Origin of the sequence: Pseudoalteromonas sp. P1-7a (assembly GCF_001401855.1) — a bacterium.
In the GTDB taxonomy this organism is placed as follows: Bacteria; Pseudomonadota; Gammaproteobacteria; order Enterobacterales; family Alteromonadaceae; genus Pseudoalteromonas.
This window is the reverse complement of sequence record NZ_LKDU01000001.1, coordinates 374,762-400,097: the sequence shown is the minus strand read 5'-3', so window position 1 is coordinate 400,097 and position 25,336 is coordinate 374,762. Positions and strand designations below refer to the sequence as shown.

The following is a 25,336-nucleotide window of genomic DNA, read 5'->3' as shown; positions in this document are numbered from 1 at the left end:
AGCTACTTTCCTTTTTAAAAACTTTTTTATTTAGGTGCAAACTCCGCAGCTTTAAGTGGGCTATGTTGCATGATAAACGTTTTAAGTGCCTGTGCATCGGTTTCGTCTGTGCTCACAAAGCCTTTAAGTTTATTTATTGCGGGGTAACCATCACCACCTGATGCGTTATAACTATTCAAACTCATTCGATAGGTTTTATTTTTATCAAGCGGTTTACCGTTAATAAATACACTGACTAATTTGCCATTTTTACGAGTGAATGCCAATTTGTGATATTGCAAATAGGCCCCCGCATCAACAGGGAAGCCAGTGACTGTCTCTAAGTAATCCCATAGATCATTTCCTTGCCAGTCCATATAGGTAATGCGATTTTTAAACGGGTGCACTTTTAAAATATCTTTATAGCTAATATCACCGGCTTCAATTGAACTTCTGATCCCGCCACCACTAATAAGGCCGAAATCGGCACCGACTACATTCATTTGTGCTTGAATTATCACGCGTGCCAAGTTGGTTTGTTGGTAACGTACTTTGTTTCTATCGCCCTCTAAGCGCGCATCAACACTGCCAATTTTTCCAGCAATTTGTTTTGCGCCTTTGGCTTGGTACGTAGCCAAAAAAGCTTTTAAAGTAGGATCAGGCTCAATGTATTGATTTGCTAATACTTGTTTACTTGACCCATCGGCTTGAACTTCATCTACATATAAATTAACTGGCATTAATTTGTAATCTAGTAAGGTCAGCGTGCCATTTTCTAGTTTGAACTCTGCTTTACCTACATATTTACCCCATTCATGCGCTTGCATAATCCATGTGCCGTTTTGCTGATCAGGCTTACATGCAAGTCCAGGTTTAAAATTGTCGTCATTTTTATTTTTTCCAGCCATACAAACAGGCTCTTGCGAATGACCGCCAATAATCATATCTAAAGTATTTGTAGGTAGAGAGCGCGCAAGCGTCACATCACCTGGCGCATTAATACCAAAGTTTGCATCTACATAATGGCCCATGTGTGTCACTGCAATCATAATATCGGGGTTATATTGCGCCTTAATTTTTTTAGCAAGGGATGCGGTGACCTCAGCAGGGTCTTTAAATTCTAAATGCCCAATATATTGAGGGTTAGCTATTTTAGCTGTGTCTGTGGTAGTAAGCCCAATAACCGCGATTTTTAAGCCATTTTTTTCGAAAATTTGATAAGCTTGAAAAGCGTTTTCTCCGGTTGCTTTATCAAAAATATTTGCAGACAGTAATGGAAAGTTAGCCCATTGTTGCTGCTTAGCTAAAACGCTAAGCGGGTTGTCAAATTCATGGTTACCAATAGCCATAGCATCGTATCCCAGTAATGACATACCCTTAAAATCAGGCTCAGCATGCTGCAAGTCTGACTCAGGTATACCGGTGTTTATATCACCCCCTGATAGCAGTAGAACTGCATGGCCTTGCTGTTGTGCTTTGTTGCGTAAAGCGTCAATTAACGTTTTACGCGCTGCCATACCGTACTCGCCTTTTTCGTTATGCCAAAAGCGCCCATGATTATCGTTAGTATGTAATACAGTAATATACTGTGGGGAAGGGGCTGTGTTTAAAGGCGCGCTTGTACAACCTATGACAGATAAAATAACTGAAAATAAAATAATTATACGCATGAAATACCCGTTTATTATGCTGTGCTTAATTTATTAGACGGTTAGTTTAAACTAATTTTACGATAAATAACGTACTTATTTTATCCTTTTTTATTTGCAGCTAATAAAAGTAATATTAAATTATTAATAACTTTTTATTAAGCAAATAAAGTGAGTGTTATTTAAAATAATATGTAATGAAATGTAACTAAAGCGGTGCTATTTGTAGTTGCGCTCCATTAATGCTCTAGCATGGCGTATAGTGTTGTTTAGTATTAACACTTACTTTAAATAACAATAACAAAAGGACTCATAATGAAAAAGTGCTTGATTGGCTCGCTACTTGCGTTTTCGTGCTTTACTAGCCAAGCCACCATTGTTGAAATGCAAACCTCGCACGGTGTAATACAAATTAACTTGTTTGATCAACAAGCCCCCAATACGGTTGCTAACTTTTTAAGTTATATTGAAGATGACGCATATAACCAAACTGTTATACACCGCTCAGCCAGCGACTTTGTAATACAAGGCGGTGGCTTTACATTTACCGACGAATTAGTGCCAATAACCACTAAACCTGCTGTTGTTAATGAGCCTGTTTTATCTAATGTGAAGGGCACAATCGCGATGGCTAAATTAGCCAACGATGAAAACAGCGCAACGAGCCAGTGGTTCTTTAATATGGTTGATAATAGCGAAGCGCTTGATACTCAAAATGGCGGTTTTACAGTATTTGGACAAATTACAGCGCAAGGCCAAGCGACGCTCGATAGTATTGCAGGGTTGGTACACTGTGGTGATATTCCGTTAGTTGATATAACCAGTGAGCAATGCTCAAGTAGCGATGTCGCTCTGAGCAGCGCTAACTTTGTAACTATTAATAGTGTGGTGGTATTAGATGACGACCCGCTTTCATCTGCCGGCTTAAACCCAATAGCTAATACATTAATAAGCCAAGAGGATTCACCCTCTGAGGCTGGTTCGGTAAGTAGCTCGGGTGGGAGTATGGGGGTTGGCTTTTGCTTAATTGCACTGCTTGGAGTGGGTACACGCTTAAATCGCGCCAAATATTAGGGCCTGTTGACCTTTCAGGATTAAAGTTTGTTCAATCTAGGGGCGTTTAATCGCGGCGCGAGGTTTGTAACCTAGTGGGCTAAGTAAAAACCGAGCAACAAAGAGTAAATGCCCCCTAGGCAGAACCCTTTCGGGCAGCGCCTGTTTGGCATTTATGCTACGTTATCGCCTATTTATGGGGAGCAACCACACTACATAGGCTCTGCTTTGCCTAATTACCAAACAGACTGCTGCAAATTTAACCTCGAAAGATAAACAGGCCCTAACAATGCATTAAACAATAAATAAAAAGCGGCTAATAAAGCCGCTTTTGCTAAAATGCTAAAATTCGCCAAACAATCGCAAGCCATAAAGCAAACACGCTGGCGCAGCCAAGTAAAAAAACATTAAAGCGCATTCTTACATTATTACTGCCAATATGAATAACCGTATGCACAACACGCGAAATAACAAATAAGCACGCAAGCGCAGTTATTAAATAGCTGGCGCTGTTAAGTTGCAGTGCAACAATACAACCGATATAAAAAAGCACAGGTATTTCAAACTGATTAGTAAAGTTTCTATCGGCTACGCGTACGGTATCGCCTGCGTTATCAAGGCGCATGGTTTTAAAATCACTCAACTGTAATTGTTTGTTTTTTGCAGCCGCAAAGCGTCGTTTGCCCATAATTAACATTACAATTAGCGATAACGTTACTTGTGCAAACATGGCGAGTATTATTATTTTTTCCATCCTATTTCCTTCGTTATTATTTTACTGACTTTAAGTATGCAGGTGTTTTTCACAATGTGTTACATAAATTAGTATTATTTTGTGGTAAACCCTTAATTGTTAGTGTTAATTTAGTCCTGTTATGTTGTTTTTAGCGCATCCTAAGCGCAATTTTAATGGAAAAACAAAATGAAAAAAATTCTTGGTTTTAGCGCCATCGCTTTAGCAGTTTTAAGTGGCTGTACAAATACATCATCTACCTCACCGGTTGCTAGTTCTTCGCAAAGCACCTTACTCTCAGACACATTAGTTGTAAGCCCAAATGACACGCGTGAATATAAAACCCTAAAGCTTGAAAACGAAATAGAAGTTATTTTAGTCTCTGATCCAAGCGCTGAAAAATCAGCTGCATCGTTAAGTGTAGGTGTAGGTTTACTGCACGACCCTATGATGCAGCAAGGTATGGCACATTACTTAGAGCATATGCTTTTTTTAGGCACAGAGCGCTACCCAGATACCAAAGGCTACTCCGACTTTATGACTAAAAATGGCGGGGTAAATAATGCGTATACTTGGCTGGATATTACCAACTACATGTTTAAAATTAATAACGACGCTTTTGATGAAGCGCTAGACCGTTTTGCTGACTTTTTTAAAGCCCCTAAGCTTTACCCAGAGTATGCAGATAAAGAAAAAAACGCTGTGAATGCCGAGTGGTCTATGCGCCGAGAAATGGACTTTTTTGGCCAATTTAAACTCGCCCGTAAAATGATGGGGGATCACCCAGCTAACCGCTTTTTAATTGGTAATCTAGAAACGTTAGGAGACAAAGAAGGTAGCAAATTACACAAAGAAACAGTCGATTTTTACAATAAATACTATTCATCTAACATTATGAAAGTGGCGCTTATCTCAAACTTGCCAATTGAGCAAATGGAGCAAAAAGCGAGAACTTATTTTGCCGATATTGAAAATAAACACATTGAAAAACCATCTGTTACCGCAGAGCTTGATTTTGATAAAGCCGGTGGCAAAAAAGTGTACTATTCACCAAATGAAGATGTAAAACAGCTGCAACTTGAGTTTACTATTAATAACAATAGCAGCGACTTTGCGGTTAAACCTAATCGTTATGTTACTTATTTATTGAGTAATGAAATGCCAGGTAGCCCTGCACAATTACTGCGTGACAAAGGCTGGGTATCGCAATTAACCGCGTCACCGTCGCCTAGTCAGTATGGCAATTACGGCGCGCTGACTATTTCGCTAGAATTAACCGATGAAGGCATGAAAAACCGCGAAACAATTGTCGCAACTATTATGCAATACATTGAACTGATTAAAAAAGAAGGTGTAGACGCTAAGTACTTTAACGAAATTCGTACATCGCTTAGCAATCAATTTAAGTTTTTAGAAAAAGGCGATGAGTTTAGCTATGTCAGCGCGCTTACTGGCAGCATGCAAGATTATCCATTAAATCATGCCATTGATGCGCCTTATTATTATGCCAAATTTGACGCAGAGGCGATAAACGCAGTACTTAAACAATTAAATCCCGATACGCTGCGCGTATGGTATATTTCGCAACAAGAAGAAACCGACTCGCAACTGCATTTTTATGACGGTAAATACCGTATTGAAGATATTAGCGATGCCGAAATTGCCAGTTGGAAAACATCAAGCGAGTTTAAGCTTGCTTTACCCAGTGTAAATAACTTACTACCAGAAAGCTTTGCCATTAAAACAGCCAAGTTTAAAGAGCAAGAACACCCTGAATTGGCTTACGACAAAAACGGCGTAAAAGTATGGCGCCAAGCAAGCCAAAAATTTGCAGCCCAGCCCAAGGGGCTGGTTGAGGTATATATTAATACTCAACCTGGCTTAAACGATATTAAGGCTGAAGTACTATACGCAGTATGGGCTGACTTATATAACATGCAACAAAGCCAATTAAGCACCGAAGCCGCCATTGCCGGCATGAGCGTAAACCTTGCGCCAAGTAATGGTTTAGTTTTATCAATGAGTGGCTTTACCGATAAGCAAGATGTACTTTTAAAACAAGCGCTAAGCGGGTTAAAAGCCGAGGTAACAGCACAAGCATTTAACCAAGCAATTGATCGCTACAAACGTGGCTTGTTAAATCAGCAAAAGCAATTTCCGTATGCACAGGCATTTGGCGCTTACTCTAAACTTACCCGCACAGGCAGCTTTGATACAGAGGCACTGATAAAAGCGGCAGAAGCGTTAAGCGTTGCCGATTTAAACAAGCTAAAAACAGCCACGTTTGCCACCAACGATTTACGTGTATTTAGCTACGGTAATTACAACCAACAAGATATAGAATCGATAGCCAATGAATTAAGTGCCACTTTACCAAGCAATCATACATCGAGTGAGTTTGCGCGCAGTAAAGCATGGTTACCGCAGCCTGGCGAAACATGGGTACTTCAAAAAGATATTGATGTAGCTGATGTAGCTGTTGTAGATATGAGCGTACACCCAATAGCCGGCTATAAACAAAAAGCACAAGCTGCAGTACTACAAAGTCACTTTAGAACGGTTGCGTTTGACAAAATGCGTACCGAAGAGCAACTTGCATATGCTGTAGGTGCGTTGGCTCGCCCAATAGAGGATTACTCGGCAATCGGCTTGTTCATACAAACGCCGGTTAAAGGGCCAAAAGAAATTCAGGCACGTTTTGATCAATTCAAAAAAGAGTACGCGGTAGAGCTTGATAATATGAGTTTAGATACCTTTACCCAACTTAAAAACGCTACGCTTGTATCTCTCAAAGAGCAACCTAAAAACTTAAGCGATGAGATGGGGCCTCTCATTACAGATTGGTACCGCGAAAACTTTAATTTTGACTCCAAACAAAAACTAATTGATGAAGTCGAAAAAGTAACGCTTGAAGATATTAAGCAGTATTACAAACAAACTATGTTAAACCCGCAAGCTGCACGTTTAAATGTGCAACTACGTGGTACTAAGTTTACAGAAAGCGACTTTGCAGATTTGCCAAATCAAACGAAAATTAAATCGCTGGAAACCTATTACAAAGGAATAAAATTACAAAAATAATTTTGTATAGATTATGTATTTAACGCAAAACCCAGTGCAAATATGTACTGGGTTTTTTATATTTTCTTTAGGCTATACGCATCAATTAGCTGATAACTTATACCCATGCGCAATAATACGTAATCATTTTATGGGGCTAAACATGTCGCTATATGCGTTATTAATTCTCTTTTATCACAAATGATTAGAATTTTTGGCCAGCTACCAATACGTTCTAAACGCTTCAAAATGGTTCACTTAATTAAGCAAATTGGCATTAATACGAATGTTAGAATGATAATAGCTTGAGCATCGGTAGCAAAATTGGCTGCATTTTGCTCTGTTTAAATAAATAGGGGAGGAGGGCGATTTTTAGTGACCATAAAACCGCCCTATAGTTAGTGTTTAAATACGTGCTTTCTCTATCGCTTTTGCCACATCTAAATTTATGTTGTACCAGGTTTGCTCAAGGGTGGCCACTAAACCATCGTAACCGTCGTCATCTATAGGCACTATATGTGAAAAATTATGTACGCTAATCAAGCTGCGGCCGGTTTCTGGATGGGTGTAATACAAGCGCCATAACCCTGAGATATCAGCGTTGCCTTGCATATCTCCATTAAAGTGGTGTACTTCATACTCAAGCTCGTAAAACGTTTGCTGATCAAGCTCGGTAATTACCGGTAAGCCCTTGATGACCATCCAATTAGGCATGGCATTGAAAAGGGTTTGTTGCGCTGTAGCGGTAAGCATAACATCAGGCGATTCCCCCCACAGATTGTAATTTGCTGCGTGAATTTGATTGTTATCTATTTTCATCGCTATGCCTAAATTATTTAATGCGCCTCTAAGTGCCACAGTTTGTACTCTAAGCTGCGCATCTGTTTCTTTAACATGACGGGATGATGAAGCAATGGGTTGTTCAAACTGATAATACTGCGTTGCTGTTTGAATTGACGCACTGCACCCTGCAAGAGTGATTAACACAGTGATGGCTAAAAATAAGTGTTTCATTATTGCTTCCTTGGTTGTGGATCAGCAGGGAGTGATTTATCAAAAATAAACATATTTGGTTGTTCATTTAAGCCACGTGTCAGCGGCTGAATTTCCTCACTTAAACGTTTAAATTCAAGTAATGTTTGCTGTAATTGATGGTGAAACTCAGAGCCTGCCTGATAGCTAGCCATGGTTTTATCAAATTGACGCATGGTCACTTCAAACTGCTCCATACTTTTAGTCATTTTATCAAAGTTACGATTAAAGTCGCCGGGCAAATTTTGTGTCTCTTTTTGGCTTAATAACGCACGCATTTCGTTAGCGAGGGCTTGGTAGTCACTAAATGTAGCCTGCATTTGCGCGAGACTGTCTTCGATTTTTAAGCTGTTTACCTTGTTAAGCACATCCGAGACCTGATCGGCAAGCACGGTAATGCCGCTGGATATACTTGGAAAAACATCATACTTCGCAAGCTTTGCTAAATGCGCTTTAGGGGCGTCGGGGTATATATCAAAATCAACATACACTGCGCCAGTTAAAAGGTTGCCGGGCTTTAAAGAGGCACGCATACCACTTTTTATCCAACCTGTTAGGCTGCTTTGCCAAAATTCTCTGGCCGCTGCGCTATCGTGATATAAACGGCCATACTCTATTTTAATCAGTACAGGCACCGCTGTATTGTGGTTTTTAAAGTGCGCGGGTTTACCATCAATAATAACGTTAGCGGGCGCTTCTACCACTGTACCAATTCGAGTGCCACGATATTCCACCGGGGCACCGGGGCGTAGGCCTCGTATTGATTGTTCAAAGTCAATAATGTAGTAATCAAAATCGTAAAAGCGCTCTTCCAAGGCTTCTTTGTAGCTTTGACTCAACGAGAAGTTGTGGCCGTTTTGTGCAATATCGCCAGGTGCTTGTTGATCGGGTAAGCCAACCGAAATACCGCCTTTGAGAAGCTTGCTCAGTGAGCCAGTACTTATATTAATACCATCGGCTGATAAGTCGATTTCAATCCCTGCATTAACCCAAAAAATAGAGTTTAATGTTATGAGGTTTTGATACGGCTCATTAATAAAAATGCCGTACTTCATTGCTTGGTTTTTCCAGTCAAAGGTAGCGGTTTCTATTTGGCCTATTTTATAATTTTTAAAAAATATGCCTGTACTAACTTCGAGTACCTCAGCATTGTAGCTGAGTAATTGAAAACGCCCACCTTTCACATCTTTACCAATAAGGGCGGGCTCGTCTTGTAATACAAAACGCTCTTTAAGTTTTTTACTCTCCCCTGGGGAAAACTCTAAATAAACACCCGACAAAAGCGTACTCATGCCGCTAATGCCAGTCTCGTCTATACGGGGTTTAACAACCCAAATTTTGGCATCTTCGGTGAGTAGTTCGTTATAATTTCTGTCTATTTGTGCGCGGGCAATTACGCTATCTTGCGAGTCAGATAGGCGTATAGCGTCAATTTGACCAATTTTAACACTGCGCACCTTTATTTCTGTTTTACCTGCAATAATGCCCTCTGCATGGGGCATTTTTATATAAATAGTAGGGCCTACATTTGCTTGATATTGATACAACATCCAAATACCAACTAATAAGGCTATTAGCGGTATAATCCAAATAGCTGAGATTTTTGGTTTGTTTGTTACATTAGCCGTTTCGGTCATGCTTTATTCTCTGAATGTTTGTTTTTTGGTGTATCCCACAACAAGCGTGGATCAAACGCATGTGCAGCCATCATTTGGCATATTACCATAACAGTAAAAAATACAATGCCTAGCCCAGGCGTAATTGACATTAAATTACCTAATTGCACTAAGGCGACGAGTATAGCAACAACAAATACATCAATCATTGACCATTTGCCAATAAATTCAGTAAGTTGATAAATTTTAGTATAGCCTTTTGTATGCTTGTTAGCAGGTTTTGCCACCATAAAACATAAAAAACTTAGCACAAGGGCTTTGGCTAAAGGCACCACCACACTGGCTAAAAATATAATGGCGGCAATGGGGTAGGAGCCACTTTTCCAAAGTGTCAGTACGCCGCCAATTAAGGTTGACGGTGATGTATCGCCAAGACTGGTGGTATGCATTATTGGTAATAAGTTTGCAGGTATATAACAAAGCACTGAGGTGACTAACCAAGCCGCTGCTTTTTGAACACTGTTGGGGTTTCTTATGTGAGTTTTAGTGTGGCAACGCGGACAATAGTCATCTTTACAAAGTTGGTGGCATACATGGCAGGCTTTTATGTTGCGATCAATAGCGCGTTTAGCATGTGATGTGTCATCAAGTGTTATGGCGGGCTTAATTTGTGCCCATAGACGAGGCTTGTTTACATGAGCAAGCGCGGCAATGTACATAACAACAAAGCCAATATAAGCCCAGAAGCTGGTCCCAAAACTAATGTCGGCAAGCGACATAATCTTAACCATGCTGACCAGTACACCAATTAAAAATATTTCAGACATGATCCACGGCTCAAGAGCCAAGGTAAATTTGAGTAAACGTCTAGCAATACCATTTGGCAAAGATTGTAAAAGCCCAAGGTGCATAGGAATAAGAATGAGCAGTAAGCTCATTGGTAGCGCAATAATACTTAAGTCAATAAATAAACCAAGTAACTCACTATCGTAATTAAATAAAATTCGGGCGGCATCGGGTAGGGTGATGGTTTGCGTAATACCGCTACTACTAAACGAAATAAACGGGTAAAACATGCTACTTAATAGCATAAGTAATGAGCCAATACTGAGTGCGACCACTTTAGTGTCGTTATTTACATCGCTTTCGCACAACTTATGGTGACAATGCGGACACACAGCCATTTGCTTATTGGCTATTGCAGGTATATCAATTATTAAATCGCAGCACGGGCAAATCGTTTGCAAGTTATAACCATCAAAGAAGAATGTTTAGGCAATTTTGCTATATTTGGGTTATTAATACAACGCGATTCATCATTAGGCGCAATAACACTTTGTTAAGGGTAGGTATGAGGCTGTTATAACTTAGCTTTAATAGCTATTTTTTATAAACCCGGCAATGGATGCTGCTCAGTGAAAAGCCTGCTGTGATTGCTGCCAGCGCGACAATTCCGCCATAAGAAAACAGGGTAGATGTAATTATCTCCAATGAGCGCATATTCCATTACTATAACAATACACACTCATTACCCGTTAATATTCACCCAATTTACTAAAAGCCCAGTGCCTTGCTTATTTTAGCAACTTAGTACTCAAAAAAAGCATTTAATAATGGCGGCCAAATATAAAAGTAAAGGGTAAATATCAACAAATAATAAGTGGTTAACAGCAAGCCAAGCGGTGTTTAATCAAATAAAGCAACGGTTTGACGTGTTAATGCAATCAACTCCCCTGACTGCGACCAAATACAGCCATCTTCTAATCCGTAGCCACCTTTTGCATGATGTGTGATTGCTTCAAAGCCTAACCACTCTCCAGGTGTAAGTGTTGGCTCTTGCACAAATTCTAAATACCACGACATGCTACTTGCTGGCGCAGGTTGCTTAAACATTTGCAGTAATGTGGGTGGCCAAGCATCTGTTAGTGCAATGATATGCGCTTCTGTAATGGTTTCGGGAGTGTGTTTAAAACGCATCCAACCACCTAAATGCGAAGTCTCAGCAGCACTAAATGGCATAGCGCCTTGCTGCGGGCATAAATCAACATGCTGGAAAAACTCAGGCATTTGCCCTTGAATAAATGGCAATGTATGTCGTGCATCTACAGGCTTTAATCCCATTTCTTTACTTACTGGTACGTTAACACCTGATTGCCTATCAATAGCGAAGCACGCTTGGACAATTACACACACTTGCTCACTTTGAATCACTTTAGCTAATACTTGAGTACTGCTTTTACCTTGGCGTAAAATTTCAACTGACATCGAAAAAGGCGTATCAGCAAGCAATGGCCCCACAAAATTAGTACTCAAAGAAAGTAATCGTCTACTTGGGTCAATGTGTTTTCTGATTGCTTGATAAAGTAGTGCAGCAGAAAGGCCACCAAAGGCGGTTCTACCTTGGCACCAATTAGCCGGAAATTCCATTGTGTTGCTGTGAGCGGTGAGCGCAGCCGAAGACGTGCTAGAAATAGCAGAGGCTTGTTTTAATAAGTCATCAAAATGCATCGTTAATATCCTTGAAATTATCATTATTAAACATATATAACACATATCAACTGGTCAGACTAGTTGAGTTGAAGGGGTGTATTTGGCGCAAAAAACATCAAACCCTACTTTTATTAAGGTTTTTTGTTAAATAAATTACAAAAAATGAATTTTTTTTCATTTTTACAGTTGAATTCACTTTGTGGCATCCCTATTTACTAGTCATCGAACGTATTAACGAATTTGAAGTTGGAGAAGATTCATGGGTAAAATTATTGGAATCGATTTAGGTACTACAAACTCTTGTGTTGCAGTACTTGATGGTGATAAAGCACGTGTTATTGAAAATGCGGAAGGCGATCGCACAACCCCGTCTATTATTGCTTACACGCAAGACGGCGAAACACTAGTAGGTCAGCCTGCTAAGCGTCAAGCGGTTACTAACCCAACTAACACGTTATTTGCAATTAAGCGTTTAATCGGTCGTCGTTTTGAAGACGAAGAAGTACAACGCGATATCGGCATTATGCCGTTTAAAATCATTAAAGCTGATAACGGCGATGCATGGGTAGAAGCAGGCGGTGAAAAACGCGCTGCACCACAAATTTCTGCAGAAGTACTTAAAAAAATGAAGAAAACGGCAGAAGACTTCTTAGGTGAAGAAGTAACTGAAGCTGTAATCACAGTACCTGCATACTTTAACGATTCACAACGTCAAGCAACAAAAGATGCTGGTCGTATTGCGGGTCTTGAAGTTAAACGTATCATCAATGAGCCAACAGCTGCTGCCCTTGCTTACGGCATGGACAAAAACAAAGGTGAAAACGTTGTTGCAGTATACGACTTAGGTGGTGGTACTTTCGATTTATCTATCATTGAAATTGATGAAGTTGAAGGCGAGCACACATTTGAAGTACTTGCTACAAACGGTGACACTCACTTAGGTGGTGAAGATTTCGATAACCGTGTAATCAACTACCTAGTAGCTGAGTTCAAGAAAGACCAAGGTATCGATTTAGAAAACGATCCGCTTGCTATGCAACGTGTTAAAGAAGCGGCTGAAAAAGCGAAAATCGAATTATCATCTGCACAATCTACAGAAGTTAACCTTCCGTACGTAACTGCCGATGCAACAGGTCCTAAGCACATGAACGTTAAACTAACGCGTGCTAAACTTGAGTCATTAGTTGAAGACTTAGTAACTAAGTCAATTGAGCCACTTAAACGTGCACTAGCGGATGCTGATTTATCTGTAAATGATATTAACGATATCATTTTAGTAGGTGGTCAAACACGTATGCCACTAGTACAAAAAACTGTTGCTGAGTTCTTTGGTAAAGAGCCACGTAAAGATGTTAACCCTGATGAAGCTGTAGCAGTAGGCGCGGCAATTCAAGGTGGTGTATTAGCAGGCGACGTTAAAGACGTACTACTATTAGACGTGTCTCCATTATCGCTAGGTATTGAGACAATGGGCTCTGTAATGACACCGCTAATTGAGAAAAATACAACGATTCCAACTAAGAAATCGCAAACTTTCTCTACAGCAGAAGATAACCAGTCTGCGGTTACGATTCATGTACTACAAGGTGAGCGTAAACGTGCTAGCGACAACAAATCTTTAGGTCAATTTAACCTAGAAGGTATTCGTCCAGCACAACGTGGTACGCCACAAATCGAAGTAACTTTTGATGTAGATGCGGATGGTATCTTACATGTATCAGCGAAAGATAAAGATACAGGTAAAGAGCAAAAGATCACGATTCAAGCGTCTTCAGGCTTAAGCGATGAAGAAGTAGAAAAAATGGTTCGTGATGCAGAAGCGAATGCTGAAGAAGACAAAAAGTTTGAAGAGCTAGTAGCAACTCGTAACCAAGCTGATGCAATGGTACACGGCACTCGCAAGCAAATTGAAGAAGCGGGTGATGCACTACCAAGCGAAGACAAAGAGGCAATTGAAGCCGCTGTTGTTGACCTTGAAGCAGCTATTAAGAGCGATGACAAAGCTGAAATTGAAGCTAAAACGCAAGCACTTGCTGAAAAGTCTCAAAAGCTAATGGAAATTGCTCAAGCTAAAGCGCAACAAGGTGGCGCAGATGCAGGCGAGCAACCACAACAGTCTGCTAAGCAAGACGATGATGTAGTTGATGCTGAGTTTGAAGAAGTAAAAGACGACAAGTAATTGTCAGCTAAGCTTCTAACTAGCCTAAACAACATGATTTGCTCACGTTTTTAGGGTAGGATGAACTTTTGAGGCGCGCAGGCTACAGCTTGTCGCGCCTTTTGTATGTATTTAAGGTTTAAAATTTTCATGATAAATCGATGTGATTTATCGGTTTATCCCGCAGCTTAGCTGCAAATAGAAAAGAGTAGTGTGATAGATATGTCAAAACGCGATTATTACGAAGTTCTCGGCGTAAGCAAAGATGCAAGCGAGAGAGACATAAAAAAAGCGTATAAACGCTTAGCGATGAAATATCACCCAGATCGTACCGCCGGTGATAAAGATCTCGAATCAAAGTTTAAAGAAGTAAAAGAAGCATACGAGATATTAACCGACGATCAAAAACGTCAAATGTATGACCAATACGGCCATGCTGCCTTTGAACAAGGCGGTGGCGGCGGTCACGGTGGCTTTGGCGGTGGTGGTCAAGGCGATTTTGGTGATATTTTTGGTGATGTGTTCGGTGACATTTTTGGTGGCGGTGGTGGCCGTCGTCAATCGCGCCAGCAACGTGGTTCGGACTTACGTTACAACATGGATCTAAGCTTAGAAGAAGCGGTTCGTGGTAAAGAAGTAGAAATAAAAGTACCGACATGGGTTAGCTGTAAGCCCTGTGATGGCAGTGGTGCTAAAGCAGGCTCTAAGCCTAAAACATGTACTACGTGTCATGGCGCTGGGCAAGTACAAATGCGCCAAGGTTTCTTTGCTGTGCAACAAACGTGTCCAACATGTCAGGGACAAGGTCAGATTATTTCAGACCCTTGTAACAAGTGTCATGGGCAAGGGCGCGTTGAAAAAACAAAAACGTTGTCAGTCAAAATTCCAGCAGGCGTAGACACGGGCGATCGCATTCGTTTAAGTGGTGAAGGCGAAGCGGGCATGCACGGAGCGCCAGCAGGCGATTTATACGTACAAGTATCGGTTCGCGAACACCCAATATTTGTTCGTGAAGCAAATAACTTATACTGCGAAGTGCCTATTAGCTTTACTACTGCCGGTTTGGGTGGCGAAATTGAAGTACCTACACTTGATGGCCGTGCAAAACTTAAAATACCGTCTGAAACACAAACGGGCAAAATGTTCCGTATGCGTGGCAAAGGTGTTAAATCTGTACGTAGTGGTGCTCAAGGTGACTTAATTTGTAAAGTCGTGATTGAAACGCCAGTTAATTTAAACGAGCGTCAACGCGAGTTACTTAAAGAGTTAGACGAGAGCATGGGCAAAGATAGCTCAAAAAACCGTCCTAAAGAGCAAGGCTTTTTTGACGGTGTTAAAAAGTTTTTTGACGATTTAACTAAGTAATTAGTTATCGTAAAAACTAAATAACGGTGCTTGATGCACCGTTTTTTTTGGCTCAAATTCATGTAATTTATACCTATCACTGGGCACTACCTAACACTCTTATAAAGTGCGTATACCCAATCGATTAATTCACTGAGCTTATTTTGTTGTCTTAGGTAATTCCCCTGCGCGTCTTTACCCTTTGCACCTATATCCTCGTCAATAAGCGGCTATTAACGTATCTGCTATTAAGTAACCCTTCAAAATGATTAGCCCTTATTGTAGATTAATAATGCGCTTAAATAACAGGGCTAACTTGAATGACCCCAGCAATAGAGTTACTGAAAAAACAAAATGTGCCTCACGATGTACTTAGTTATCAACACGATGCTAATACAACGCGTTATGGCCAAGAAGCCGTTGAAAAGTTAAACCTTAACAGTGAGCAGGTATTTAAAACCCTTGTGCTTGAAACCAGTGAAGGGAAGTTAATTGTTGCCGTTACACCGGTATCCCAGCAAGTAAATTTAAAGCAATTAGCCAAATTGAGTCATGCTAAAAAGGTCGCAATGGCAAGCGCACCAAAGGTACAAGCCGCCACGGGATACATTTTAGGAGGGGTTAGTCCGCTTGGGCAAAAAAAGCGCCTACCCACCTTTATTCATTCAAGCGCTATAGCCTTTAATACAGTGTATGTAAGTGCAGGTAAGCGAGGGCTTGAGCTAGCGCTTTCGCCAACTGATTTAAAAGAACAAACACGTGCCATTTATGGTGATTTTTAAAAAGATCCACGCAAACTAATATAGCCTAAGCCGCAAATTTTAAAGGCGATAATTTGCTGCTTAGGGTATTTTTAACTACAGTCAGAATACCCTTGTACACTATGTATTATGGCAGTATGTATGAATTTTACTGATGTTGATTTTTTTGCCGTGCTTGTGGCGGCACTTTCCTCTTTTATGCTTGGCGGTATTTGGTATTCAAGCGCTTTTTTTAAAAATGCCTGGTTAGAGTGCACAGGTCTTACTGAGCTTGATTTACAAACAGCAAAACCGACGTTAATTTTTGGCGGCAGTATGGTACTTGCACTTGTGTCGGCGGTAGTACTTTCATTATTTTTGGGTAAAGAAGCCGGTATGGGAGAGGGCGCATTTACAGGCTTTGCCATCGGTTTGTTTTGGGTAGGTAGCTCGCTTGGACTTAGTTATATTTATGAGCAGCGTCCAATCAAGCTATTTTTAATTAATGCAGGGTACTACACATTACAGTTTACATTAATGGGTTTCATTATAGGTGTATGGCCGTAAGCGCTTAATTCTGGCCCCCTTTGAGAGCTCAATACAGTAAAGATAATTATGAAAATATTAGTCGTAGGTGACGTGCCTCTCATGCGCCACGTATTAATTAATATGTTGAGGCAGCTAGATTATAAAAACGTGGTGGAGGCAACTGATGGCTACCAGGCGTTGAAAATACTGAATCAGCAAAAGTTTGATTTAGTTATAACCGACCTACATATGCCTAAAGTAGATGGTGTAAACCTACTCGATAAAATACGTCATGATGAAGCCTTAGTCGACTTACCCGTTATTATGATCACGTGCGAAGATAACGCAGATACAGTAAAGCGAGTTATAAAAGCAAAAGTGTCGGGGGTTATTATTAAGCCATTTAATATGAATGTGTTATCAGCGCAATTAAACCGTCTGTTTTTAGAGATTAATGTAAACGCTTGTAAGGCGTTTTATATTGCACCTATTATTTTAACCCCTGTGTTCTCTCCACCGCTTATTAGGCACTTTGCCAAGCGTCTATAACGTTTTTATTTATTAACTGCTAAAATGCCTGCTTTGCAATTACGTAGGTATGTTAAAGACGTATATGGCTAAGCCAAATAAAAAAGGTCCGACTAAAACAGTCGATATTTTTTGCTCTGCTTGCAAAGCGGCGCTATTTAGATATAGAAAAGGCGGCAAAGGCGCTTTAGTTAAATGTTTTATAGAGCGAATAACTCAGGACTACACAACAACACCGTGTATTTGCCCTAAATGCGAGCGCCCGTTTGCGCGCCCAGCAATCATACGTGGCACGCCAGCCTACAAAATAATTGGTGGTAAGGTTACCTTTAAATAACCTTATTTATCAAAAAACATTTAATTACAATAGATTAGCCCTGATATAGATTGGGGCGGACAATTGACCTTGTAGCAATAAATAAGGTTGATATACTCGCCCGGTTTTGCTGTTTCAATGATTGAAAAACACCCTCCCCAAGGATAGGGCCAGTTAGTTGGGTTTTTTAAGCAAAGGATAAACGTGTGATAGCACTGTTATTTGATATTGTAGGTATGGCGGGTACTTTCTTAGTTGTTGGTGCGTTTTTTTTATTACAACTGAATAAAGCATCCCCAACGGGGTTATTGTACAACACAATGAATTTGTCAGGAGCAATTTTGCTGCTAATCAGTTTGTGTTACAACTTTAACCTTGCAAGCTTTGTAATCGAGATTTTTTGGATTGCAGCTTCGCTGATCGGCTTATACAAGTACGTTAAAAATAAGCCTAAATTAGCCACTAACGCTTAATTTTAGTTTTGCTAATTGTGTTGACTGTTGCGAGTCAGTATAGACTTGCAGCAGTTTATAAATAATTTAAGATTTATTGTATTTGTTAACACAAAGTTTCTGTTGTTAGCGCTCATAACCCGTTAAACTAGCGCCCTTAAATTTTATAGCTATTATGTTGTGAGCTAGGGCATGTTCTCCTTTTCTAAAAAACTTCTTTTAATTTTTGTTGTACTGATAGTGCTATTATCGGTGGTGTTTTGCTATGGCCGAACTCATTACTATAATCAGGCCGAGCAAAAAGCAGCCCAACAAGCAACTCAGTTAAAGCACTACATTGATACCGAGCTTGCACGTTTTTCAAAAATCCCACAGCTTCTTACCTATAACAATGCGGTTATTAATTTTTTAGGTGCGCCGCAAAATAACGAAAAAAAAATTAATAACTATTTAGCCGATATACAACAAGCCAGTGGCGCTTCAGACATTTATATCCTTGATGAGCAAGGCGCTGTAATCGCAAGTAGTAACTGGCAGGCTGATCATAACTTTTTGGGTAGTGACTTGTCGTTTAGACCTTACTTTAAACGCGCATTTGCAGGCGAAAAAGTCGCGTACTTTGCCGTGGGCATGCGTACAAAAGAGCGAGGTATTTACTTTTCTCAAGCCATTTATAACAACAATAAGGCAGTAGGTGTTGTTGCGCTAAAAGTTAACGTAAATAAATTTGAAAGTGATCGCGAGCTATTAAATACCGCCAAAGGTAGTCACTTTTATGTGCAATTAGAAGATAGCGTGATTGCAATCTCAGATATGAAAGACTGGCGCCTTAATACGTTTTCCACTCTCGATATAACGGATCGTAGGGATATAGCTCAACGTCAAGCATATCTAGATTATCAACCTACGCTGATAGCGCATTCAAATTACACATCGCAAAGATTATTGTTTAACACAATTGGTGAGCACAAATATCTATCGGTAGAGCAAAAATTACGCTTTTTGAATGCATCGGTCACTGTATTAGTAAATGTATCTAACGCTAATATTGCTCAATTACCTGCGTTATTTGGCTTTTTGGTCATTTATGCACTTGTTATTGCGTTAGGGTATTTAGTTTTAAGACGCTTTGCAGGCGTAAAAAAGTTGGTGTATTCACATCACAGTGTTAGCCAAGAAATTGATGCGCGCACCAATGCGTTTAAAGCTCACCAAGAGGCACTAGTGCAATCAACGAAGCTTGCCACAATTGGCCAACTAAGTATGGGGTTTAACCATGAAATCAATCACCCACTTAATACTATAAACACTTACTTAGCCAGTGCTAGACGCTTGTTAGCTAAAGGGAAGTTTGAAGCCCTAAACGAAAATTTACAGTTTATTGAAGCTTTAGTTGCAAGGGTACAAAAAATAGTTGCACAGCTAAATTATTTTTCTGATTCTACGCAAACGACTATTAATGAAGTGCCATTAAGTGAATCAGTAGCCAGGGCACTTGATATAAATAAAAACCAGCTAAAGCAAGACAATATAAGTGTGTTATCCCCTAAAATTGACAGCCAATTAAACGTGTTAGCAGATAAAGCAGCCCTTGAAGAAGTGTTAGTTAACTTAATATCGAATGCCAGCCAAGCAATGCAAGGCTGTATCACCCGCGAGCTCAGCATTAGCGCGGGTTATGTTAACAAAGAGATTCAACTGTGTATTGAAGATACTGGGCCAGGCATAGAGGTGCACGATATAGATAAAATTTTTGAGCCTTTTTACAGTACTAAATCGGTCGATGGGCTAGGACTTGGGTTGTGTATATGTAAGCAAATTATTAGCGCACTTAAAGGAACGTTAAGTGCGCAGAACCGAGAGCAGGGCGGCGCTAAGTTTATTATTACACTGCCTAGTGGGAGCTAACACGCTAAATAAAAGTAATTTAAGGGGTAAATGATTGAGCAAGTAGTGGTTATTTGTGGCTATTTGTTCCTACAAAAACGGTAATTTTTAGAGAGTTAGTGTTATTGCTCGAAAATCAGAACGGCGTTATAGTCGTAGCAAAATGATACACGAGTAGCACCTTTGGATACTGATAACACATACACACCGTCACTCAGCGATACGTTTAATGAGCTGCAAAATAGCTTTTTAGCCCAGTCGTACCTCCCGATAGATAAGCGTATCGTATTATTAAAAACGCTGCACAAACGAATTGTTAGTCACGAACAAGCGCTTATAGATGCAGCATCAAAAGACTTTGGTTACAGAACCGCGTTCGATACGTTACTTGGCGATATCTTGCCAACGGTTCAGGGTTTAGCGCACATTATTAAAAAATTGCCAAAATGGGCAAAACCCAGTAAGCGCTCAGCGAGCTTAAGTTTGTGGCCATCAAAAGTGAGTGTGACATACCAGCCACTTGGTGTAGTTGGGGTGATTGCGCCTTGGAATTACCCCATACAATTGGCATTAGTGCCTGTTATTACCGCTATTGCCGCGGGCAATAGGGTCATGCTTAAGCTCAGCGAATTTACCCCGCATACTAATGCTGTCATCGAGAAAATATTTGCAGATGAGCTACAAGCGCATTGTAAAGTGGTGTTAGGGGCAAGCGATGTAGCAAGTGAATTTTCGTCATTGCCATTTGCACATTTACTGTTTACTGGCTCAACGTCAGTGGGCAAGCTGGTGATGAAAGCAGCCAGCGAAAATTTAACCCCTGTTACCTTAGAGCTAGGTGGAAAATCACCTGTAATTATTACTGAGCAGGCGGATATTAAAAAAGCAGCGCAAACATTACTGTTTGGTAAAATGGCAAATGCAGGACAAATTTGTGTAGCCCCAGATTATGTATTTGTGCCTAAATCCCTTGAGCATCAGCTGGTACAGCAATTGTGCGAGCTTTATAAAAAGCACTTTAAAGACGGGGTTGAAGGAAAAAATTTAACGTCAATTATTAGCGATGCGCATTACACTCGCTTAGAAGGGTATTTAACACAAGCACAGGAGTTGGGTGCGCAAGTTATTAAGCCACTCAGCCAAAACCAACAAGACAAACAAAAGCATAGAATGGGGTTGCATATTGTTATCGCGCCTAGCGATGATATGACGCTAATGCAAGATGAATTATTTGGCCCCATTTTGCCGATTAAAACCTACGAAAAGCTCGATGAGGCAATTAGCTACATTAAAGCGCATAATCACCCTTTAGCGCTATATATTTTGGGACAAGATAAGCACGCTCAAGATTACATAATGCAGCAAACATTAAGCGGTACAGTTGCTGTAAACGATGCTTTAGTGCAGGTGACAGCAGATGATGTGCCATTTGGTGGCGTTGGGCATTCTGGAATGGGGCATTATCATGGCAAAGAAGGGTTTTTAACCTTTAGTCATGCAAAAAACACCTTGGTGTCTGGCTCGTTTAACCCACGTACCGGGCTTTTACTAAAACAGAGTAACCTTATTATTAAGCTGCTTAAGTTTTTATATATTAAGTAAATTGGTATAAAAAAGGGCTAATGCGAGACGCATTTGCCCTTGTGTAATGCTTTGTTTAGCAATGCGAAAATTAAAATAAACGTCCTTCACCGGCGTAAGTGCCCGCGAGTATTTTTTCGTAAATTTTGTCGGCTTTTTCTTTTGCTTCTTCTATTTCTTTAGGGAGCATTTTACGCTCATCTAGCTTGCGGCTATGGCTTGCTTGCATGTTGCCGTTGTATTCGGCAATGGTGTTCCATACATATGATTTCTCTAGATCTTTAGGCATGCCTAGACCTTCGAAATACATGAGTGCCAAATTAAATTGCGCCAGTGAATAGTTATTAGCAGCGGCTTTTTCGTACCATGTTCTGGCTTGTTTGTAATCGCGCGTGACGCCCTCGCCATTTGCGTACATAACACCTAAATTGAATTGTGCGGCAGGGAGGTTTTTTTTCGCTGCTTTTTCGAATAACGTCACCGCCATTTGCTTATCAAGCTTTACGCCTTTGCCTTCATCGTATAAAACGGCTAGTGCAAACATTGAGTCAGCGTGATTTTTTTTAACGCCTTCTTTATAAAGCTCTGCCGCTTTAAAATAGTCGCGCGTAACGCCATAGCCACCTTCGTAAAGTTTACCTAGTTCGTAAATTCCCGGCGCAAAGCCTTTGTCAGCTAAATATTCAAATTCTTTTAGTGCTATAGCAAATTTGCCTTCGTTGGCCGCTCTTATACCATCTTCAAGAGTTGCATGTGCAAATGGGCTTGAAAGCAAAACGCCAGTGAGTATTAATGCTTTTAAATTAAACTGTGACATAGCCATGTCTCCAATAGGTAATAGTTGCAATGTGTATGTATAAAAACCTGTTTTATTGCAACACTTTGTACTTACTATTTAATAGCCACGTATAAAATGGTGCAAGTGCTTGGTTAAAGTAAATTAAAATCGCTTTCATGATTATGTGTGCGTTTAATATATAGCCAAGCTATAGTGGTAATTATAGCTTAAATAAGCAATTATATTGCTAATAATGCGGTGTTTATAAGCGTAAGATACAGATATTACAGAAAATTTAAAGCAGTAAAAAAGCGCAAGCCAAGGCCTGCGCTTTTAATGTCATATTAACCGTCACTAATATGAGCAATGTAGCAAGTAGAGATGAACTTTTATGCTATTACTTGGGTCGAGTAAATAATAGTCAATAAGCAGTCATGTGCTTAAAACAAAATGCCAGCATCCATGCTGTATTTCTTCCTTGGGCACTGAGGTCGTTACACTTTGTTTATGCGATTAATTATTATTTAGATTTAACTATGTGTCAATAGTAAATAATAATTATTATCAATTAAGTGCTGCCTTTACGGAATATCTGAGAGTATGAGTGATAGAAGGGGTTTACATGTTTAAAATAAAAAATATAAAAGTATCACGCGCCACCATCGTGCTTAGCCTACTGTTTTTGTGTAGTTGTTCAGCTTCGTTTACTTATAATAATTTAACGTGGCTTTCGTCGTTTTGGATAGATGACTATATAGACCTTACTAAACAGCAAAATAAACAACTTAAAAATATCATCAATACCACTCAGCAGTGGCACCGCAGTACACAGTTACCAAGGTATAAGCAAGATATATTAAATTTAAAAACGTTATTTAATAAACAGTTAGATTATCAACAATTAAAGGCCCAAGTGGTCTTGGCAAGAGCTCACTTTCAAAACATTCTCGAACAGGCACATATTGAGCTTGCGCAATTAGGGTTTACGCTTTCGTATGAACAGCGTGCCGAGCTCATTGCTAATATCCAAGCGCAAATTAACGATGAATACGAAGAGTTTAATGAATTAACAGCGCAAGAGCGTAAAAGTGAGCGCCTAGAAAGGCAGCTAGATTACTATAAACAATGGCTAGGAAACTTAACGCCTGTGCAAACGCAGCTTATTACTCAAGCTAACAATGCTCATTATGATTCCTCACTGCTTTGGCATCAGTACAAGCAAACGCGTTTAAATGCAGCGCAACAGGTACTTTTAAATGAAACTCTCAATGAAGCTGATTTTGTTAAACAATTGAGCCATGTAATTACTCAGCGAGAAGCGTATATGAGCAAAGAGTTATTAGCCAATAATGAAGCGAATTTAGAACGTTATGTAAACTTGCTCTTAAAGCTAAATGCGACGTTGAGTGAGCAGCAACGAGAACGTGTAAATGAGGAGTTTGATGACCTTGTTAATACGCTCACCGATTTAATAGAGGATTAAAGCCGCCTTGTTGCTTACTAATTAGGCATGCATGCTGGTTTATAAATTTTACGCTTATTGAGCTAACTACATAAATGCTAAAATAATAATTTAAAGTTGAAAACGTCCTAGCTGATCGCTTTTAAAATATATCACGTACGCTTTTCACTTATTTATCGCTTGTGCAACTTAGCTATGTCCATAAATCTAGCAAAGTGACAGCATTATGATAATCGAAACACACGCATAGTAAGGTTTGTAATGGCAGTAGTTTATGGTTACTGATTTAAAAGGCATACTCAATACGTGGTATCCGCTTCGTAATGAGCAACAATGGGTGCTTGCTACTTTATATAAAATAGAAGGGTCGAGTTATCGAAAGCTGGGGGCGATGATGCTCATTTCAAGCCTAGGACAACGTTTAGGTATGCTTTCGGGTGGCTGTTTAGAGGCTGATATTCAGCGTCACGCCAAACAGGTTATGACCACCTTACATTCTAAAACAATCACTTACGATGCAACTGATGAAGACGATTTAACGTTTCAGCTGGGTATAGGCTGTGGTGGCGTGGTGCATATTCTTTTGCAAAGTGTTAATCGTGAAAACGAATACTTGCAATTAGATGCCATGTTTAATGCGCTAAAAAACAAGCAATCGGGGCACTACACACAGCAAATTAAACCTTTAGTGGCAAAGGGGGCTGGCGTTTTTAAAACCGTGGCGCAGCAACACAACTTATCTTTAAACCGCAAAGCAATGCTTGTAGAGCAAGATAAAACCCAAAGTTTACAAGTGGCTATTTACCCCAGCGCACATTTATTAATTGTCGGCGGTGGCGCGGATGCAATACCGGTATATGCGTTTGCTAAGCAGTTAGGTTGGATGGTGAGTGTATGGGATAGCCGCGCTGCAAATGCTAAAAGAGACTATTTTACGCATGCCGATCATATTTTGCGTTGTCCCGCTTCACAATTAAAGCAGTTTTGCGAACAACATAAAGTGGATGCTGCCGCTTTAATGGCTCACAGTGTAGAGCTTGATGCACAGGCGTTAGCCGCTCTTGAGCAAAGCCCACTAAAGTACTTAGGGTTACTTGGACCTGCACATCGCCGAGCGCAAGTTTTTGAGCATGCAAACACATCTGTAAACAAGGTGGTTGCCCCTGTATTTGGCCCTGTAGGGCTTAATTTAGGAGGAGACACCCCAGAGAGTATTGCCTTATCGCTCATTAGTGAAATACACGCAGTATTAGCGAGTAAAGATGCTACATCGTTAAGTAACTGGGGTAACTAAGGTGCGCGTAGCAAAGGTTATATTGGCCGCAGGACAATCGTCGCGATTTAACGGGTGTAAGCTAATAGCCGATGTAGGTAATAAACCAATGATTTGCCGCGCCGTAGATACCTTACAAGGGTATGACACATTACCCATATACGTTATTAGCGGTGCTTGGCATGCGCAAATTGAAGATGCGTTACATAGCTACAAAAATGTTGAAATACTGCATAACCCGCACTGGCAAGTAGGTTTAGGAAAATCCATTGCACGGGCAACGCAAGTTATAAGTGCTGCGCACGCATTGGATGGTATTTTATTTATGCTGGCAGATCAGGTTGAGCTTTGTACTGCAGATATAAATACATTAATTGATCATTTTAAAAACAAACCCTCGCGTTGGTGCGCTGATTATGGCGAGCGCATTGGCGTGCCTGCTGTATTTCCTGCCTGTGATTTTAAAACGTTAGCAGCGCTAAGTTGTGATAAAGGCGCCCAACATCTATTGCGAGACACAAAGGTCAAGGTAAATACCATTTTACTTAAGCAGGCAAGCACAGATATCGACACTCAGCAGCAATTAAAGCAGTTTATTGATAATAACAACAACCTAACGGCACGCGAATAAACTAAAAATATAGCCTAAACTTAAGGTTTGAATATTCAAATCAAAA

At 40.2% G+C, this 25,336-nt stretch carries 20 protein-coding genes and 1 pseudogene; 14 read left to right on the top strand and 7 right to left on the bottom strand.

Going from position 1 to position 25,336, the window contains the following annotated elements; genetic code table 11:
* Window positions 1-26: 26 nt before the first annotated feature.
* Window positions 27-1,649, bottom strand: a complete 1,623-nt coding sequence (gene ushA, locus AN389_RS01795; protein WP_055018013.1) for a bifunctional UDP-sugar hydrolase/5'-nucleotidase UshA — start codon at window positions 1,647-1,649, stop codon at window positions 27-29.
* A gap of 294 nt (window positions 1,650-1,943) precedes the next feature.
* Here ushA and AN389_RS01790 point away from each other — a divergent pair, with 294 nt between their 5' ends.
* On the top strand, window positions 1,944-2,702 hold the full coding sequence (locus AN389_RS01790; RefSeq protein WP_055013793.1) for a peptidylprolyl isomerase: 759 nt from the start codon (window positions 1,944-1,946) through the stop codon (window positions 2,700-2,702).
* Window positions 2,703-3,015: 313 nt separating this feature from the next.
* On the opposite strand, the gene AN389_RS01785 is transcribed toward AN389_RS01790, so the two are convergent.
* Window positions 3,016-3,435 (bottom strand): MAPEG family protein, encoded by a 420-nt coding sequence (locus AN389_RS01785; protein ID WP_055013792.1) that lies wholly within the window; start codon window positions 3,433-3,435, stop codon window positions 3,016-3,018.
* 168 nt (window positions 3,436-3,603) lie between these two features.
* Here AN389_RS01785 and AN389_RS01780 point away from each other — a divergent pair, with 168 nt between their 5' ends.
* Window positions 3,604-6,495: an insulinase family protein gene (locus tag AN389_RS01780; protein ID WP_055018011.1), complete on the top strand. Its 2,892-nt coding sequence runs from the start codon at window positions 3,604-3,606 to the stop codon at window positions 6,493-6,495.
* A gap of 384 nt (window positions 6,496-6,879) precedes the next feature.
* Here AN389_RS01780 and AN389_RS01775 read toward each other — a convergent pair whose 3' ends face one another.
* The 4 genes from AN389_RS01775 to AN389_RS01760 form a co-directional block, all read right to left on the bottom strand.
* The gene (locus tag AN389_RS01775) at window positions 6,880-7,488 is read right to left on the bottom strand and encodes a membrane integrity-associated transporter subunit PqiC (RefSeq protein WP_055013790.1); all 609 of its coding nucleotides are present in this window, start codon (window positions 7,486-7,488) and stop codon (window positions 6,880-6,882) included.
* Window positions 7,488-9,143 carry an intermembrane transport protein PqiB gene (gene pqiB, locus AN389_RS01770; RefSeq protein WP_055013789.1) on the bottom strand — a complete coding sequence of 552 codons (1,656 nt, stop codon included), beginning with the start codon at window positions 9,141-9,143 and terminating at the stop codon, window positions 7,488-7,490. Before pqiB ends, AN389_RS01775 begins: the two co-directional genes overlap by 1 nt.
* Window positions 9,140-10,306 carry a paraquat-inducible protein A gene (locus AN389_RS01765; RefSeq protein ID WP_235575935.1) on the bottom strand — a complete coding sequence of 389 codons (1,167 nt, stop codon included), beginning with the start codon at window positions 10,304-10,306 and terminating at the stop codon, window positions 9,140-9,142. The genes pqiB and AN389_RS01765 overlap by 4 nt, the downstream gene beginning before the upstream one ends.
* A 502-nt stretch (window positions 10,307-10,808) precedes the next feature.
* Window positions 10,809-11,630, bottom strand: coding sequence for a thioesterase family protein (locus tag AN389_RS01760; protein ID WP_055019139.1), 822 nt, complete (start codon window positions 11,628-11,630; stop codon window positions 10,809-10,811).
* Between the two features lie 241 nt (window positions 11,631-11,871).
* Between AN389_RS01760 and dnaK the strand changes: the two genes are divergently transcribed.
* From dnaK to AN389_RS01715, 9 genes and pseudogenes are all read left to right on the top strand, one after another.
* Complete coding sequence (gene dnaK, locus AN389_RS01755; RefSeq protein WP_055019138.1) at window positions 11,872-13,791, top strand: molecular chaperone DnaK; 1,920 nt, start codon at window positions 11,872-11,874, stop codon at window positions 13,789-13,791.
* A gap of 201 nt (window positions 13,792-13,992) precedes the next feature.
* A complete protein-coding gene (dnaJ, locus tag AN389_RS01750) occupies window positions 13,993-15,135 on the top strand; it encodes a molecular chaperone DnaJ (RefSeq protein ID WP_055013785.1) in 1,143 nt (380 codons plus the stop codon).
* Between the two features lie 299 nt (window positions 15,136-15,434).
* The gene (gene ybaK / locus AN389_RS01745; RefSeq protein ID WP_055013784.1) at window positions 15,435-15,896 is read left to right on the top strand and encodes a Cys-tRNA(Pro) deacylase; all 462 of its coding nucleotides are present in this window, start codon (window positions 15,435-15,437) and stop codon (window positions 15,894-15,896) included.
* A gap of 120 nt (window positions 15,897-16,016) precedes the next feature.
* Entirely contained in the window at window positions 16,017-16,421 is a 405-nt protein-coding gene (locus AN389_RS01740) for a DUF1761 domain-containing protein (protein ID WP_055019137.1), read from the top strand.
* A 48-nt stretch (window positions 16,422-16,469) separates the two neighbouring features.
* Window positions 16,470-16,832, top strand: a pseudogene (locus AN389_RS01735) (response regulator); the annotation flags it as partial.
* Between the two features lie 163 nt (window positions 16,833-16,995).
* Window positions 16,996-17,247 carry a hypothetical protein gene (locus AN389_RS01730; RefSeq protein ID WP_055018008.1) on the top strand — a complete coding sequence of 84 codons (252 nt, stop codon included), beginning with the start codon at window positions 16,996-16,998 and terminating at the stop codon, window positions 17,245-17,247.
* 185 nt (window positions 17,248-17,432) lie between these two features.
* A complete protein-coding gene (locus AN389_RS01725; protein ID WP_055013780.1) occupies window positions 17,433-17,699 on the top strand; it encodes a CBU_0592 family membrane protein in 267 nt (88 codons plus the stop codon).
* A gap of 171 nt (window positions 17,700-17,870) precedes the next feature.
* On the top strand, window positions 17,871-19,586 hold the full coding sequence (locus tag AN389_RS01720) for an ATP-binding protein (RefSeq protein ID WP_055018007.1): 1,716 nt from the start codon (window positions 17,871-17,873) through the stop codon (window positions 19,584-19,586).
* 162 nt (window positions 19,587-19,748) lie between these two features.
* Window positions 19,749-21,167, top strand: a complete 1,419-nt coding sequence (locus tag AN389_RS01715; protein WP_055019136.1) for a coniferyl aldehyde dehydrogenase — start codon at window positions 19,749-19,751, stop codon at window positions 21,165-21,167.
* A 70-nt stretch (window positions 21,168-21,237) separates the two neighbouring features.
* Here the strand turns inward: AN389_RS01715 and AN389_RS01710 are convergent, their stop codons facing one another.
* Window positions 21,238-21,963, bottom strand: a complete 726-nt coding sequence (locus AN389_RS01710) for a tetratricopeptide repeat protein (RefSeq protein WP_055013777.1) — start codon at window positions 21,961-21,963, stop codon at window positions 21,238-21,240.
* 583 nt (window positions 21,964-22,546) lie between these two features.
* On the opposite strand from AN389_RS01710, the gene AN389_RS01705 reads away from it, so the two are divergent.
* The 3 genes from AN389_RS01705 (at window position 22,547) to AN389_RS01695 (ending at window position 25,290) form a co-directional block, all read left to right on the top strand.
* Window positions 22,547-23,407, top strand: coding sequence for a DUF6279 family lipoprotein (locus tag AN389_RS01705; RefSeq protein ID WP_055013776.1), 861 nt, complete (start codon window positions 22,547-22,549; stop codon window positions 23,405-23,407).
* A gap of 253 nt (window positions 23,408-23,660) precedes the next feature.
* Window positions 23,661-24,680 (top strand): XdhC family protein, encoded by a 1,020-nt coding sequence (locus AN389_RS01700; protein ID WP_055013775.1) that lies wholly within the window; start codon window positions 23,661-23,663, stop codon window positions 24,678-24,680.
* Between the two features lies 1 nt (window position 24,681).
* Complete coding sequence (locus AN389_RS01695; protein ID WP_055013774.1) at window positions 24,682-25,290, top strand: nucleotidyltransferase family protein; 609 nt, start codon at window positions 24,682-24,684, stop codon at window positions 25,288-25,290.
* Window positions 25,291-25,336 lie beyond the last annotated feature (46 nt).